This window comes from Herbaspirillum sp. alder98, from assembly GCF_020179755.1.
Classification (GTDB): domain Bacteria; phylum Pseudomonadota; class Gammaproteobacteria; order Burkholderiales; family Burkholderiaceae_D; genus Herbaspirillum.
The window spans coordinates 245,598-260,937 of record NZ_JAIUCY010000006.1; the positions used below are offsets into that span (position 1 = coordinate 245,598).

Below are 15,340 nucleotides of genomic sequence, written 5' to 3' on the forward strand. Positions count from 1 at the left end.
TTACCGGATGACGGATTGGCCAGCGTCGATGCTGGTGGCCATCACGTATTTGTCAAAAAATGCCTCGCACCGCGCAAGCTGCTCGAGCGTCACGAATTCATTGGGTTTATGCGCATGGGCGATGTCGCCAGGGCCACAGATCACGGCCGGGATGCCGGCTGCGCTGAACAACCCTGCCTCGCTGCCAAATCCGACCTTGCTGGCGCGCTCGGCGCCGAGGATGCGGATGGCGCGCTGGACCACGTCGTCCGAAGGCTGCGAATTGAGGCCCGGATAGGAAGACAGGATCTCGAACTCGACCCGGCCCGCGCTGCTGCCATGCTCGCCCTCGGCCTCGACCTTCATCCGCGGCAGCATCGATTGCTCGATGTAGCTGCGCAGTTCGTCCAGCACCTGCTGCGGATCGACGCCCGGCAAGAACCTGTGCTCGAACACGAATTCGCATTTATCGGGGATCGTGTTGACGACCTTGCCGCCGTGGATCACGGTCGTGACGATGGTCGAATACGGGACGTCGAACTCGCGATCCCAGGTTTCGGATCCGCGCACCCGCTGAGCGATCTCGCGGATGCGCACGATCAGTTCGGCCGTGAAGTCCACCGCGTTGATGGCCAGTTGCGGCGACGACGAATGCGCCGAATGCCCGTGCACCGAGCAGCGATAGGCGCGCTTGCCCTTGTGCGCCAGCACCGGCAGCATCATGGTCGGCTCGCCGACGATACAGGCGGTAGGCTTGATGCCGTTGGCCTTGAGGTCATCGAGCAGGCCGCCCACGCCCAGGCATCCCAGCTCTTCGTCGTAGGAGAAGGAAAAGTGGATGGGCGTATGCAGCTTCTGGCGCGCCAGGCTGGGCAGTCGCGACAGGCACACTGCGATAAAACCCTTCATGTCGCAGGAACCGCGGCCATAGATGCGATCACCTATGGTGGTCGCCACGAAGGGATCGGTATCCCACTGCTGCCCGTCCACCGGCACCACATCGGTGTGACCGGAAAAGACCGTGCCGAATCCCGGCCCCTCGCCATACGTGGCGAACAGGTTGGCCTTCTTGCCGCTGGCGTCGTAGGTCAGCCTGACCTGGGCGCCGAGCCTGTTGAGCGTGTCGCGTGCCCATTCGATCAGGCCCAGGTTGGACTCACGGCTGACTGTGTTGAAGCCGATCAGTGTCGACAACAGCGACAAGGTCTCGGCCGACGGCTGGGCTGGCGTAATCAATTTTTTGTTTTCCATTGGATCGAATCAATCATCTCCGGCTGCCGACACAGAGCGGTGCGGCTGGCGTAGCAGAGCGCGCGTATCTGAAATCGGTAGCCCGCTGTGGTCCTATCGGACACCGGGCTATAGCCATCGGATTGATGCTTATTTAGAATATGACAATGCTAGTTACCCTGTGCATCTCAGGCGAGGTACAGATATTCATTAACTTCCGACGTCTGTAATGACGGCCGGAGAATACAGATGGGAAGAAAATGGCGTTGATCCAGTTGTCTACCGCGTCGAAAATTTCGCTGGTGGAGCAAATCGTCGATCGCATCAAGAACCTGGTCGACAGCGGCTCCCTGCGCTCCGGCACCAAGATGACCTCGATCCGGTTGTTCGCCCGCCAGCACCTGGTCAGCGTGCATACCGTGGCCGATGCGTTCGAGCGCCTGGTGGCACTGGGTTATCTCGAATCGCGGCCGCGCAGCGGTTTCTTCGTCAAGCAGTCGCGGCCGACGGTCGACAAGCGCAATCCCACCGAAAAGTTTGCCAAGGCCTTCGATCACCTGTGGCAGATGCGGTCGCACCTGAGCAACGACGACGGCCTGCTCGATGTCAGCACGGGAAAATTGCCCAAGGAATGGATGGACCCCGACATGGTGAAGGCCAGCCTGAAATCGGTGGCCTCCAAGATCGACTCGGGGATGATGCAGTACGGTGAGCCCTACGGCTATCTGCCGTTGCGCACGCTGCTGCTGTCAAAACTGTCCGACCTGGGCATCTACGCCCAGCCCGATCAGGTGCTGCTGACCCAGGGCGCATCGCAGGCAATGGACCTGATCATCCGTTACCTGCTGCGCCCGGGCGACAAGGTGCTGGTCGACGACCCCGGTTATTTCAACCTGTTCAGCAACCTGCAGATGCAGGGGATCGAGCCGTTGCCGGTGCGCCGCAATCACGATGGTCCCGACCTCGACATGCTCGAGAAGATCGCGCAGCAGCACCGTCCCAGCGTCATGTTCACGCAGTCAGTGCTGCAGACGCCGACCGGCTCGACCATCTCGCCGGGCAATGCCTATCGCCTGCTGCGATTGTCCGAGCAGTACGATTTCCGGCTGGTTGAAAACGACGCCTATGCCGACATGCTGTCGGAACAGGTGCCGCGACTGGCAACGCTGGACCAGCTGTCGCGGGTGTTCTATGTCGGCAGCTTCTCGAAGACCTTGTCGGTGTCGGCGCGGGTGGGCTACGTGGCCGCGCCCGCCAACTCGATCAAGGACCTGGCCAACATGAAGATGATCACCAGCATCACCAGCGCCCAGTTGAGCGAGAAATTCGTCTTTCATGCGCTCACCGAGGGCCTGTACCGCCGCTCGACCGAACGCCTCAAGCTGCGCCTGGCCAGCAGCCTGACCGACACCGAAAACGCGCTGCGCCCGCTGGGGTTCCAGTTCTTCTGCCGTCCGCTGGGGGGCAAGTTCATCTGGATCCGGCACCCCAAGTTCGACAGCTCGTCGGATATCTGGAAGCTGGCCGCCAACGCCGGCATCATCATCGCGCCGGGCAAGGTGTTTCGCAACGGAATGCAGGACACGCCATGGTTCCGCCTCAATGTCTGTTACGGCACCGAGCCGGCGCTGATCGAATTGTTCAAATCGATCTGTTGAGGCGCGCCGCCCACGCGCGTGGCCAGGCCCGGCGCGCGCGGCGCCGGATCCAGCCGGAACGCCGCCACCAGCTGGCTGACCCGGCCCGCCTGTTCCTTGAGGGTGATCGATGCGGCGGCGGCTTCTTCGACCAGCGCCGCATTCTGCTGGGTGGAATGCTCCAGCTCGGCCAGCGCACCGTTGATCTGCCGGATACCACCGCCCTGCTCGCGCATCGAATGATCGATGTCCTGCACGATGCTCGCCACCCGTTCGATGCCCTGCACGATTTCCTGCATGTTGCGGCCGGCAGCCAGCACCTTGGCGTTGCCCGAGGCCACGCTGCTCTCGGAGACGGCGATGAGCGACTTGATTTCGCGCGCAGCGGTGGCGCTGCGCTGGGCCAGCGCCCGCACCTCGCTGGCCACCACGGCAAAGCCACGCCCGTTCTCGCCGGCCCGCGCGGCCTCGACGGCGGCGTTCAGGGCCAGGATATTGGTCTGGAACGCAATGGCGTCGATCACGCCGATGATGGTGGCGATGTTGGACGACGCACGACAGATCTCGTCCATCGTGGTGACCACCTCACCCATGACATCGCGCCCCTGCACCACGCTGCCGCTCACCGCGCGCGCCAGCTGCGACGCCTGGCCGGCGCTGTCCACGCAATTCTCGAGCGCGGCCGTCATCTGTTCCAGTGACGCCGAGGTTTCCTGCAGGCTGCTGGCGGCGGTCTCGGTACGATGCGACAGGTCGCGATTGCCGGATTCGATATCCATCGTGGCCAGCGCCACCGAGGCGCTGCCATGGCGCACTTCCTTGAGCACCTCGGCAATCTTGCCGGCGAAGAGATTGAACGAGGCCGCGATCTGCGCCACCTCGTCGCGTCCGACCACCGGCAGGCGTTGCGACAGGTCGCCGCTGCCCGATCCGATTTCGTCGAGCGCATCGCGCACCTGCGACAGACGCCGGAACGAGCGCGCCGTCAACATGGCACAGACCAGCGTCGCCGCCACCACCAGCAACAACACCGCCAGCGCCGAGGCGCGCAGCACATCGCGAATGCCGGCGGTGGCTTCGCGCTGGTCCAGCGCTACCACCAGCGTCCATTCGGTGTTGGGGATCGGGCGCGCGCGCAACAGCTTGGAGGCGCCATCGACGTCAGCCTCAAGCAGCTCGCCACTGCCGGCGGCGGCCAGGATCGCCTGCGGCACCAGGCCCGGCGCGATCTGATCGGCCTTCTTGAGCAGCAGCTTCTCGTCGGGATGGGCGATGATGACGCCCTCCTTGTCCAGCACCATGCCCAGGCTCGATGGCGTCGGCTGGATGGCGGCGATCACGGCCCGCACCTTGTCCAGCGACACCCCGCCGGCGATCACCCCTTGCGGTTTGCCATCGCGCATGATCGGGGCCGTAAACGACACCAGCAGCAAGCCGGTGGCGGAGCGGTAAGGCTTGGTGATCAATGGCTTGCCGGCGGCGATGCTTTCCTTGTACCAGGGCCGCGGCGTCGGATCGTAGTCGGCCGGCAAGCCCGGCGTGGTCGAGACAAACGACTTGTCCTGCCACCCCCCGGTGGTGAGCGAAAAGCCGCCTGCGCTCATCAGATGCCTGACCAGTCCGCGCTGGTCGCCCGGCGCCACCTCGGCCGCCACCGACTGCACTGCGGTGGCCTTGGCCAGGCTCCACTCGCCGATGGCCAGCGAATTGGCGGTGCTGAGACTGTCGAGGCCCTGCTGGATGGAACGTGCGTTGTCAGCGCGCACCAGCATATAGGTGGCCAGCGTGGTCAATGCCAGCGATACGATCACGGTGCCGGCGCTGATGGCCAGCATTTTGTTGCGAATGGATGAGATCATGCGTTCCCCGGCGACATTATTGTGCTGAATCCAGGCCAGCGCTGGGCCGGCCTGTCGATAAAACCCCTGCGCGTCTCCTGACCGTCTTGTATCAGCGGCCTCGTGGGGGGACCCCGGACATGCGGCAGCAACGGCTAACGGCAAGCCGCCACGCCGTCACTGGCACGTTGCCCGCCCGGCCAGGCCGATGGCGCCGGCACCCGGGTCACGGCACAAGGTTCGGTGGCCTGGCCGGCCTCGACCACGATGCCGCGCATGGCGAGATGCCGGGCCATCGCTTCCAGCAGGCTGCGGCCCATGTCGCGCCGCTCCAGCCATTGGCGAAAGCCCTGCAGGGTGGCCGCCGGGACCGCCGCCGGCGTGCCGTTCCTTTGTTGCAGGAAATAGCGAATCGACCGCGAATCGTGCATGGCGTCGACCATGGCCTCGTCGGACCACCCGAACCAGTGCTGGAGAAAGTAGATGCGCAAACCCTGGCGCACATCGCATCCGGCGGTCTCAGGTTCCGCGCCGGCACAGGCTGCCCGGGCCAGCATGTCCCATGGTATGGCGGCGTCCATCAGGTGCAGGAACGCCGACCGGGTTGTCGTTTCAGGCATTGAGGTGGCAGGCGCTGATATGGTTTCTGGCAATGGTCTTCATCGGCGGACGCTCCTGCTTGCAGCGCTCCATCGCATACGGACAACGCGGATGGAAATGGCATCCCGACGGTGGATTCATCGGCGACGGCAATTCCCCCTTCATCGGTGTGAACTCGCGCGGCGCCAGCGAGATGCGCGGAATTTCGGCCAGCAGAGCCTGGGTGTACGGGTGATTCGGCTTGGCAAACATGCGCACCGTCGGCGCGACTTCGACAATCCGCCCCAGATACATGATCGCCACCCGGTCCGAGATATGCTCGACCACGCCCAGGTCATGGCTGATGAACAGGTAGGTCAGGCCGAGTTCTTCGCGCAGGCGCATGAACAGATTGATCACCTGCGCCTGCACCGACACATCCAGCGCCGCCACCGACTCGTCGCACACCAGGAACTCGGGCTTGACCGCCAGCGCGCGGGCGATGCCGATGCGCTGGCGCTGTCCCCCCGAGAACTGGTGCGGGTAGCGCAACAGGTAGGTCGGATCGAGCCCGACGCGCAGCATCATTTCCTCGACGTAGGGTTCCAGCTCGGACGGCTTGATCAAGCCATGGGCCAGCGGCGCCTCGCCGATGATGTCACGCACCCGCTTGCGCGGATTGAGCGACGCCATCGGGTCCTGGAAGATCATCTGGATGGCCAGCGTCTGGCGCTGCCGCTGCGATGCGTTGAGGCGGTCGGTGGAAATGCCCTTCCATTCCATCGTCCCTTCGGACTTGGGATGAATACCGGCCACCACGCGCCCCAGCGTCGATTTACCACAACCGGATTCGCCCACCAGGCCCAATACCTCGCCCTTGCGGATTTCGAGCGACACGTCGTCCACCGCGTGCACCGCCGGCGGATCGCCACGTCCGATCAGCCTGGCCAGTGCGTTATCGACCAGGTCGCGCTTGGCAGAAAAGCGCTTCGCGATCTGCTCCAGGCGCAGCAAGGGCATGTCGTCGAATTCGGCCTCGGCGACCGAGGCGGCTTCTTCAGTGAAGTTCATACTTTGACCTTATCGGCATGAAAACAGCGAACCAGATGCTCCACCCCCGGTTGCGAGGAACGGTTGATGGCTTCTGGCACCGTGGCGCAGATTTCGCTGGCGAATGCACAGCGTGGACGGAACGCGCAGCCTTCCGGCAGGTTGGCCGCCGATGGCGCCATGCCGGGAATCTGGTACAGCGGCTGTCCGCGCGGATTGTTGCTGGGGATGGACTTCATCAAGCCCACCGTGTACGGATGGCGCGGCGCCGACATCACCTCGGCCACCGGGCCCGACTCGACGATGCGCCCGGCATACATCACCGCGATCTGGTCGGCCAGCCCGGACACCAGCGACAGGTCGTGCGTGATCCAGACCAGCGCGGTGCCGGATTCGCGACAGAGCTTCTTCACCTCGTACAGGATCTGCGCCTGCACCGTCACATCGAGCGCGGTGGTGGGTTCATCGGCGATGATCAGGTCCGGCTTGTTGAGAATCGCCGTGGCGATCGCAACCCGCTGCCGCATGCCGCCGGAAAACTGGTGCGGATACGACTTGAGCCGTTCTTCCGGCGCCGGGATGCCGACCCGCTTGAGCGCGTCATGGGCAATCCGGTGCGCCTCGGCCTGGCTCAGCTCGGCATGCGAATGCAGCGCTTCGCACATTTGGGTGTCGACCCGCAGGACCGGATTGAGGCTGGTCGCCGGGTCCTGGAAGATCATCGCGATCCGGTCGCCCCGCAACTGGCGCAAGCGCTCCTGCGAGACATTGACCAGGTCTTCGACCTGGCCGTCGCGGCCGTGAAAGCTGATCGAACCGCCCACGATGCGCCCGGGAGACTCCAACAGGCCCATGATCGAATAGCCGGTGACGCTCTTGCCGGAGCCAGATTCGCCCACCAGCCCGAGAATTTCGCCGCGTTTGAGGGTCAGGCTGACGTCATTGACCGAGCGCACGGTGCCAGCGCGGGTCTCGAACCAGGTCTGCAAGCCGCGTACTTCCAATAAGGTATCGTTCATTTTCTTGTCCTCGCCGTCGTGGCCGTTCATTTCTGCAAGCGCGGATTGAGTACGTCGCGCAAGTGGTCGCCCACCAGGTTGATCGACATGATCAGGATCAGCAGCATCACGCCGGGGAAGAAACAGATCCAGTATTCACCCGACAACATGTACGAATAACCGTTGGCAATCAGTCGTCCCAGCGATGGCTCGGTAATCGGCGCGCCCACACCCAGGAACGCCAGCGTGGCTTCCAGCGAGATCGCCGTGGCGATGTTCATGGTGGCCACCACGATGATGGGCGGAATGCAATTCGGCAGCAGGTGGCTGAACACCACGCGGGCGTTGGACAGCCCCAGGCTCTTGGCCGCCTCGATATACTCGCGCTGCTTTTCGATCAGCGCCGCGCTGCGCACGGTGCGGGCGTAGTAGGCCCACTGCACCGCGACCAGCGCGATGATCACCTTGTCCAGGCCCGAACCCAGCAAGGCCACCAGGATCAGCGCGATCAGCATCGCCGGAAACGACAGCTGCATATCCACGATGCGCATCAGCAGGCCATCCAGCCAGCCGCCGAAGTACGCGGCCAGTAGGCCCAGCGTGACGCCGATGAGCAAAGCGATGCCGGTGCTGACCAGGCCCACGGTGAGACTGATGCGCAGGCCGTAGACGATGCCGCTGTAGATGTCGCGGCCCTGGTCGTCGGTCCCCAGCCAGAACCGATAGTTGAGCCCTTCGGCCACGGCGCCCGGATGCAAATGGCTGTTCATCACGTCGAGCTGGTTCAGGTCATACGGATTCTGGGGCGTGATCCAGGGCGCCAGCAACGCCGCGGCGATCAGCAGCAGCAGCAACGCCAGCCCCGCCACCGCAATCCGGTTGCGCATGAAATCCTGTCCGATGCGCAGCCAGAGCGAGGAGCCCGGCTTCTTGAGCGGCTTTTCTGCCGCGGATGCTTTCATCGTGATCTCCATGTGTCACGCCCTCCCTTTGGTGCGAATGCGGGGGTCGAGCAGCGAGTACGCCAGATCGACCAGAATATTGATGACCGAAAACATCACCATGACCACCAGCAGGTAGGCCACGATGACCGGGCGATCCAGCCGCTGGATGCTGTCGATCAGCAGCTTGCCCATGCCGGGCCAGGCAAACACGGTTTCGGTCACCACCGCAAATGCGATCAGCGAGCCGAACTCGAGGCCGATCACGGTGACGATGGGGATCGCGATGTTCTTGAGCACATGCAAGCCGATGATGCGTGACTGACGCACGCCCTTGGCGCGGGCGAACTTGATGTAATCGTTCTGGATCACCTCGCGGGTGCCGGCGCGGGCCAGCCGGATGATCAGCGCCGTCTTGTACAGCGACAGCGTCAGCGCCGGCAGGATCAGGTGATGCAATCCATCCAGCGTCAGGAAGCTGACCGGCACCCCGAACAGCAGCTCGGTCTGGCCGCGACCGCCGGCCGGCATCCAGCCCAGCAGCACGGCGAAGCCCAGCACCATCATCAGGCCGATCCAGAAACCCGGCAGCGAGAAACCCAGGATCGACATGCCCATGATGGCGCGGCTGAACTTTCCTTCGGGCTTGAGACCGGCCGCCATGCCCAGCGGCACGCCGGTGACCACCGCGATGACCAGCGCCAGCACGGCTAGCTCCAGCGTGGCCGGCATGCGCTGCAGGATCAGCTGGATGGCCGGCACGTTCTGCACAAACGAGCTGCCCAGGTCGCCATGCAGCGCGTTGGACAGGAACCGCAGGAACTGCACATACAGCGGCTGGTTCAGGCCCAGGCTTTGACGCACCGCCTCGCGGGTGGCGTCGTCGGCGGCCGGATCGACCAGAATCTCGATCGGGTCACCGATGGCGTATAAGCCCACAAACAACAGCAGCGCAAGCACGAACATCGCCATGAGCGAGGGAATGATGCGCTTTACAAGAAATGAAATCATCGTCGTTACCATTCAAGGTGGCGAGTGCGCGGAACCGGCCGGGCCTGCTCCGCGCGCCTGACTGCCGGTCTTACTTGCTGCTCGGGGTGATATTGGTCGCGCTGGTGAACTCGTCGGCACGCGCCTCGTAGCTCAGCGACTTCTTCATGGCCCACACCGCTTTTTCCGAATGCAACGGCACCGCCGCCATCTCATCGATGGAGCGCTTGCTGGCCTGGGCCAGCAGCGCGGCGCGCTTGGTGGTGTCGACCGTGACCATGGCTTCGTCGATCAGCTTGTCGAGTTCGGGATCGCTATATTTGCCGAAGTTCGACACGCCCCACCCGCGATCCTTGTTCTGGGTCGCCACCAGGGCGCGCAACGATGACGACATTTCACCGGTCTGTGCGCCCCACCCTGCCAGGTAGAAACCGAAGTCATACTTGGCGCGATTGGCAAAGAAGGAACTCGATGTCATGGCGTTGACGGTGACCTTGATGCCGACCCGCGACAGGTACTGCGCCACCGCCTGCGCCACTTGCGCATCGTTGACGTAGCGGTCGTTGGGCGAAGCCAGCGTCACCGCAAAGCCATTCGGGTAGCCGGCCTCGGCCAGCAACTTCTTGGCTTCCTCGGGCTTGTAGGGCAACGGCGCCATCTTGGTGTCGCCGCCCTCGAACGACTTGTCCAGCAACTGGTTGGCCGCAGCCGCCGCACCGCCCATGACACGCTTGACGATGGCATCGCGATCGATCGCCAGCGAGATCGCGCGGCGCACCCGCACATCCTTGAAGGGATTCTTGTTGCCGGTGCCGGTCACGCCCGGCGGCACGTCGCGGAACTGGTCCATCACCAGGAAGATCGAGCGCGCCGCGATCACGTCCGCGATGCGGTAGTTGGGATCAGCCTTGACCCGTGCACTGTCCTGCGTCGGCAGGCGCTCGATGAAATCGACGTCACCCGACAGCAGCGCCGCCACGCGCGAGCCCGGCGCGGCGATGGGGCGCATGATCACCTGGTCCCAGGCCGGCTTCTTGCCCCAGTAGGCGTCGTTCTTCACGAACTCGATGCGGTCGCCCTTGGTGAAGCTCTTGAACTTGAACGGGCCGGTGCCGATGGCCGCCTTGCCGCTGTTGAAGTCGGCCGTGGTCGGCATGGCATGCGAAATCTTGCAGCCGGCGCTGGCGAAGGTCACTTTCTCGCCCTCGATCAGGGTATCGGACAGGATCGCCACCGACGACAACTCGTTGGGCAGCAATGGATACGGTTCGGCGGTCTTGATGATGATGGTGTAGGGATCCGGCGCTTCCATCTCCTTGATCGCCTTGGTGTACAGCGTGAAGGGCGACGGGCTGTTGACCACGGTCGGCACCCGGCACATGGTGAACAGGACGTCGTTGGCGTCAAAGGCGCTGCCGTCATGGAACTTGACGTTACGGCGCAGCTTGAACTCCCAGGTGGTCGGGTTGATCGCCTTGAAGGACTCGGCCAGTCCGGGTTTCCATTCGAACTTCGAATTGGCGATGATGAGCGGTTCGAAGATGTGCATGACGACCTGGTTGTTGGGCGTCAGGTTATGGAAATGCGGGTCCATCGCAGTGGGCTCGGCAGCCAGTCCGATCTTGATGTCGGCCGCCTGAGCACAGGGACCAAGCAGGCTTGCCAGCGCGATGAGCTGAGCACCGAAGATTCCTTTTTTCACTTTCTATTTCTCCCCTGAGTTAATTCGAACGATTGCATGGTAATCAGCCACGCAGCAGGGAGGGATATACAGAAAGGCAAGAAGTAGGGACTTCTGTACTGTCCCGCACGGGGTACAGATAGCCCCGTCGAAAGGGGCTTCGCAGGTGCCCGACCTGGTCGCACTGCACCATGAAAAAGCATGCCGGAGGCAAGTCGGAAAAGGGCCGGATGCAAACGCCTGCCAACGCTTTTCGGACCATGTCCAAGCGATACCGCACCGCTGGCATGAATGCCCGCGCCAACACCACACAGCAGCAAACCGGAACGCACGCGTTGCGCACCGCAACGATGCGGCGTCTGCACCAATTGAGACTTTCTTCCTACAGCCGGTCAGCGGCGCAAAAACAGGGCCAATTCTGTGTTGTTCGGGCGCTTCGGCAAGATGAAATTCCCGGGGCGGACTAAGCGCTTGTCACCTTCCTTTACGTTCTTGCGCACGGCGACAGGGCGTGATCCCGATCCGGAGACCGGGATAAATCGTATTTATAGCTGACCAATGGAACCGCCGCGACGGCTATAACACTGACAAACGCAGCCATGCCTCGACTGCACGCCGCACTTCCACCAAGGCCAGCCCGGCCATGAAAGGACCTTCATGAACAAAAACTTATTCGCCGCGCTGGCCTGCCTGCTGCTGGTGCCCGGCTGCTCCACCGCGCCGCAGGTCAGCCTGATCCCGCAGGAAGATGGCGCTTTTCGCACCGTGGCCTTTGCCCCGACCGAACAGCTTGCGCTGGACGGTTCACTGGCAGTGGCCGCGTCGACCTGTCGCGATCGCCAGCAGCGGCATGTGGTGAGCGGCATCGACACACGCTTTCGCGGCGCCTGGTCCAACCCGCGCGATCACAAGGATCAGGCCGAGCAACTGTCCGCCTACGTGAGCGCGCCGACTTTTCCATCCCTCAATGCGAATGACGACTATGAGGTGAAAATCCAGTTCAGGTGCGTGTAGGACAGAGCGCCTGCAGGCGTCGCTTTCTGACGACTGCGCGGTGCAACATAACAACAACACGCCGGTTTGTTTTCTGGCACCTCGGCGGCACCATGGCCATTCGGTGTCAGCGGCGTGTTTTGCCTTGCACCGGCCTACCGCGCGTCAAGAGTTCGACGCTTCTATTTGCGCGGACCACTGGGTTTTTTCTAAATATCCGGGTACATTAGGCATCCTCCGCGCGGTCGGCGCGGTGGATGCGTCACAGTCGCACAGATTCATTCCGAAGTTTGAATTTCGTTAATCTTCTGTTACATCGCGCTGGCGACAATGTTTAATTGGCTCGGTGCGGCGCGGAATTTTGCTCTACTATATTCCCTGCAATTCAGCTAGCGTCCCTCCCGCTGTGCAGAGAATTACCGACGACAAGCCTTCGTCGATCGGACGGCAAATCCCCAGCAGTGCCTATAACAACGACCGATGGCCCCATGAAAATTGCATGCTATATCCGCAATACGAGCGTGTTCGAACAGGTGAAGGAAGCCGTCGCGCGGGCCGGCTTTCAACCGACGCAGTTCGACTCCGAGACAATATTGGTACGGACTCTCAAAAGGAAACCGTACGACTTTCTCATCCTCGACATTCCCGCCAACCCCGCCGCTGGCGACAGCATCTTTTCCTGGCTCGGCATTCGCAGCGGCGACCACATTCCCAGCCTGGTGCTGGCGCCGCGCCGTTCCGGCGAACTGGTGGCGCAAGTGCTCGACGGCGGGGCGGACGACTTTCTGGAGCGGCCCTTCGAGGCGGTCGAACTGGTGGCCCGGATCAATGCGCTGATGCGGCGCTGTGCGCCCAAGAACAGCAAGCGCTCGATCGAGTACGCGGGCTTTTCGCTGAACAAGGAAAGCGCGAAATTCAGCTATCAAGGCCAGCCGATATCACTAACTCCACGTGAATTCAGCATGGCCTGGCTGTTTTTTTCTTCGCCCGGCGTCTACATCTCGCGTGAAACGCTGGGCACCGTCATCTGGAGCGCCGACAGCGAAATCGCCGGCCGCACAATCGAACAGCACGTCTATAAACTACGCAAGAAGTTACAGATTGACGGACGGCAGGTGGTGGTGATCCGCACCGCCTACAGCCAGGGCTACCGCCTCGACCCGGTCGACGAGCAGCTGCTGGCGAGCGCGGAAAACATGGCAGAAAATGAAACTGCCCTAGAGGATTTCCTGGATGGGCCCGCTCCGGTGACCATGCGACGCATGTAATTTTCGTTGTTCACGCAGTTCCCTCCGCAGCCAGTTCCTGGCACCCCCTACCCTAGCTTTAACCGCATCATGTTTATGAATTAAATTTCATAAATGGTTCGCCTGTGGCTCGCCCTCGCGCCGGCCGCCCTGCTACTTGCCTGTCTTGCGCGGCATGGACGGCGCCACCTTCAGGCGGCCATCTGCTGCCGGTCTTGCGGCATTTCGGTCTCCGACTGGTATTCCCAGGGCCAGCGCAGATAGGTGTCGGCGGTCATCTCCATCGAAAAATCGGGCTGGTACATGCCAGGCCCCAGGCAGCGGTAGACGCTGAAGGTGCCCACCGTATTGCCCATCTCCCGGCAGTAGCCGGCGGCCCGCTCGAAGGTCCAGCCACTGCCGCACACGTCATCCACCAGCAGGATGCGGCGCCCTCGCGGCGCACGCGCCTCGCCATCCAGAAAGTGCGGCTGCGGGTTGCGCCGGTTGCAGACCAGGTAATCGATGGGCAAGCCGGTGTTGCGTCCGATGAGCGACGCCACCGGTGCGCCGGCGCGCAGGACGGCCACCAGCAGGTCATAGCGCGCGGCGATCTCGGCCTGGTGCCGTTGCACCATGGCCTCGATCTCATGCCAGCGCACGTCACGCGTGCATTCAAATTGCATCCAGGCCGGCGGCTGTGATCGGGTCAGATCGAGCATGATGATCAGGAGCCCTGTTCGTCATCGCGCGGCGGCTGCCAGGGCAGCTCGTCGTGTACCCACCTCTGGGTCGGGAACGCATCATCCTGCATCTTCCGTACCTCTTTTTTATCCAGCGTCTCCAGCAACTTGCCCTGCAGCGCGGACCGGCGTGCCACATATTGATGGCCCGCCTTGTCGGTGGCAGCCGAGCTCTGGCGCACCTGCTGCTTGTAAGCGCCATCCTGCTCCTCGCTGTTGATGCCCCTGAGCTTGACCGATGCCAGCGCCAGATCGCCACCGGCCTTCTGCAGGTGGCGTTTGTTGCGCAGATTGGCGGCCGCCATGGCAAAGCGCGACATGCGTCCGGGCTGGCGTTGCACGCCGGGTTCGGCGGCAGGCCGGTCGATACTGCCCGTGGTGCTGGAACCGGTCGATTGTGATTCCAGTTTGGCCGCCGGCGGCGCGACCTCACGCGGCTGGGCCAGCCGATTCACGAAACGGTCAAAGGAGCGCGTCTGCGGCGGCGCCTCGCCGTTCGGGCCCGCCGCGCGTGCCACATAGTGCGGCTGATTCGGGTCATCGCTGGGCGCGGTCCGGGCACGGGCCGACTTGGCCTGTTCTTCGACCACGTCGCGATAGGCCTGCCTGAGCGACGCATTTCCCTGCAGGGAAGCCTGCAGCATGGTGCGCTTTTGTTCGCTACGGGCTGCCCGCACGTCCATGCGGGCGCGTCCGCCCGCATCCAGGTACTGGCTCTCGGCCAGCCTGCCCGCCACTGCCCCCTTGACCGACAAGGCCGCGCCCTGGATCCCGACCAGCGCATGCTGCAGCGTGCTGAGACTGCGGCTGGCGGCGCCGCTGGCGCCCCGGTCGTAGGCGGCGCTGACGCGCCTGGCCACGTGCTCGGCCAACAGCGGCGGACCATCGGAATGCACCTTGAGACGATGGTTGTCCTTGATGTCGTTCAGATACCAGCTCTTCACATTTTCGGCCTTGATGTCGCTCAGCCCGGTCAGCGGAACGTAGTCCTTCTTGGTCAGATGGTCCTGCAAGGCTTCGTCAAAATCACTAACAGTTTGCTCCAGGCGACCGCTGCTGGCCTGCTCGCCGAGGGCCTGCTTGCCGTGCAGGCGCAGCGCGTTGTGCTCGCGCTGCTCCACGCGCTGGCGCTGGCTTTGCAGGTCAGCCACGTTAGTCTGGTCTGCCGCCCCCGTCATCTTCTCGAGCTTGCCGCGGGCGCTGTCCAGGCGTCGCTGGTTCCAGGACTGGCGGATCGACAGGTCCAGGCCGCGCACGGCGTTGACCATGCCGGCCGCGCGCGGCATGTGATTGCGCGCCAACATGTTGGTGATCTTGTTGTTGGGGCTGGGATTGAAGGTCGAGCGCAGCGCAGTGCTGGTCTTGCTGGCGTCGCCGGCCTGGTGGAAATAGCCCGGGGACGGGATAGGCTTGTTATCGATGGGACCCATGATGGCTCCTGGTTGGGTTCGGCTG

Annotated in this window: 14 protein-coding genes; 4 read left to right on the forward strand and 10 right to left on the reverse strand. The window is 63.2% G+C overall.

Annotated elements, in window-relative coordinates:
• Positions 1 to 1,230 carry an acetylornithine deacetylase gene (gene argE / locus LBW87_RS15965; RefSeq protein WP_225202478.1) on the reverse strand — a complete coding sequence of 410 codons (1,230 nt, stop codon included), beginning with the start codon at positions 1,228 to 1,230 and terminating at the stop codon, positions 1 to 3.
• 239 nt (positions 1,231 to 1,469) lie between these two features.
• On the opposite strand from argE, the gene LBW87_RS15970 reads away from it, so the two are divergent.
• Positions 1,470 to 2,867 (forward strand): PLP-dependent aminotransferase family protein, encoded by a 1,398-nt coding sequence (locus tag LBW87_RS15970; RefSeq protein WP_225202479.1) that lies wholly within the window; start codon positions 1,470 to 1,472, stop codon positions 2,865 to 2,867.
• Here the strand turns inward: LBW87_RS15970 and LBW87_RS15975 are convergent.
• The 7 genes from LBW87_RS15975 to LBW87_RS16005 all read right to left on the reverse strand — a co-directional run bounded on the left by LBW87_RS15975 (position 2,819) and on the right by LBW87_RS16005 (position 10,944).
• Entirely contained in the window at positions 2,819 to 4,705 is a 1,887-nt protein-coding gene (locus LBW87_RS15975) for a methyl-accepting chemotaxis protein (protein WP_225202480.1), read from the reverse strand. The two genes, LBW87_RS15970 and LBW87_RS15975, sit on opposite strands and share 49 nt — an antisense overlap.
• Positions 4,706 to 4,839: 134 nt before the next feature.
• Positions 4,840 to 5,304 (reverse strand): transposase, encoded by a 465-nt coding sequence (locus LBW87_RS15980; protein ID WP_225202481.1) that lies wholly within the window; start codon positions 5,302 to 5,304, stop codon positions 4,840 to 4,842.
• Positions 5,297 to 6,334 (reverse strand): ABC transporter ATP-binding protein, encoded by a 1,038-nt coding sequence (locus tag LBW87_RS15985; RefSeq protein WP_225202482.1) that lies wholly within the window; start codon positions 6,332 to 6,334, stop codon positions 5,297 to 5,299. The genes LBW87_RS15980 and LBW87_RS15985 overlap by 8 nt, the downstream gene beginning before the upstream one ends.
• The gene (locus tag LBW87_RS15990; protein ID WP_225202483.1) at positions 6,331 to 7,332 is read right to left on the reverse strand and encodes an ABC transporter ATP-binding protein; all 1,002 of its coding nucleotides are present in this window, start codon (positions 7,330 to 7,332) and stop codon (positions 6,331 to 6,333) included. The genes LBW87_RS15985 and LBW87_RS15990 overlap by 4 nt, the downstream gene beginning before the upstream one ends.
• A 26-nt stretch (positions 7,333 to 7,358) precedes the next feature.
• Positions 7,359 to 8,273, reverse strand: coding sequence for an ABC transporter permease (locus tag LBW87_RS15995; RefSeq protein WP_225202484.1), 915 nt, complete (start codon positions 8,271 to 8,273; stop codon positions 7,359 to 7,361).
• Between the two features lie 15 nt (positions 8,274 to 8,288).
• The gene (locus tag LBW87_RS16000; protein WP_225202485.1) at positions 8,289 to 9,263 is read right to left on the reverse strand and encodes an ABC transporter permease; all 975 of its coding nucleotides are present in this window, start codon (positions 9,261 to 9,263) and stop codon (positions 8,289 to 8,291) included.
• A 70-nt stretch (positions 9,264 to 9,333) separates the two neighbouring features.
• Positions 9,334 to 10,944, reverse strand: coding sequence for an ABC transporter substrate-binding protein (locus LBW87_RS16005; RefSeq protein WP_225202486.1), 1,611 nt, complete (start codon positions 10,942 to 10,944; stop codon positions 9,334 to 9,336).
• Positions 10,945 to 11,114: 170 nt separating this feature from the next.
• On the opposite strand from LBW87_RS16005, the gene LBW87_RS16010 reads away from it, so the two are divergent.
• From LBW87_RS16010 to LBW87_RS16020, 3 genes are all read left to right on the forward strand, one after another.
• Positions 11,115 to 11,390, forward strand: coding sequence for a hypothetical protein (locus LBW87_RS16010; protein WP_225202487.1), 276 nt, complete (start codon positions 11,115 to 11,117; stop codon positions 11,388 to 11,390).
• Positions 11,391 to 11,580: 190 nt separating this feature from the next.
• A complete protein-coding gene (locus LBW87_RS16015; protein ID WP_225202488.1) occupies positions 11,581 to 11,937 on the forward strand; it encodes a hypothetical protein in 357 nt (118 codons plus the stop codon).
• Between the two features lie 500 nt (positions 11,938 to 12,437).
• Positions 12,438 to 13,184 (forward strand): response regulator transcription factor, encoded by a 747-nt coding sequence (locus tag LBW87_RS16020; protein ID WP_225202489.1) that lies wholly within the window; start codon positions 12,438 to 12,440, stop codon positions 13,182 to 13,184.
• A gap of 170 nt (positions 13,185 to 13,354) precedes the next feature.
• On the opposite strand, the gene LBW87_RS16025 is transcribed toward LBW87_RS16020, so the two are convergent.
• Together LBW87_RS16025 and LBW87_RS16030 are read right to left on the reverse strand one after the other, a co-directional pair.
• Entirely contained in the window at positions 13,355 to 13,864 is a 510-nt protein-coding gene (locus LBW87_RS16025) for a phosphoribosyltransferase (RefSeq protein ID WP_225202490.1), read from the reverse strand.
• Positions 13,865 to 13,869: 5 nt separating this feature from the next.
• Positions 13,870 to 15,315, reverse strand: coding sequence for a hypothetical protein (locus LBW87_RS16030; protein WP_225202491.1), 1,446 nt, complete (start codon positions 15,313 to 15,315; stop codon positions 13,870 to 13,872).
• Between the last annotated feature and the right edge of the window lie 25 nt (positions 15,316 to 15,340).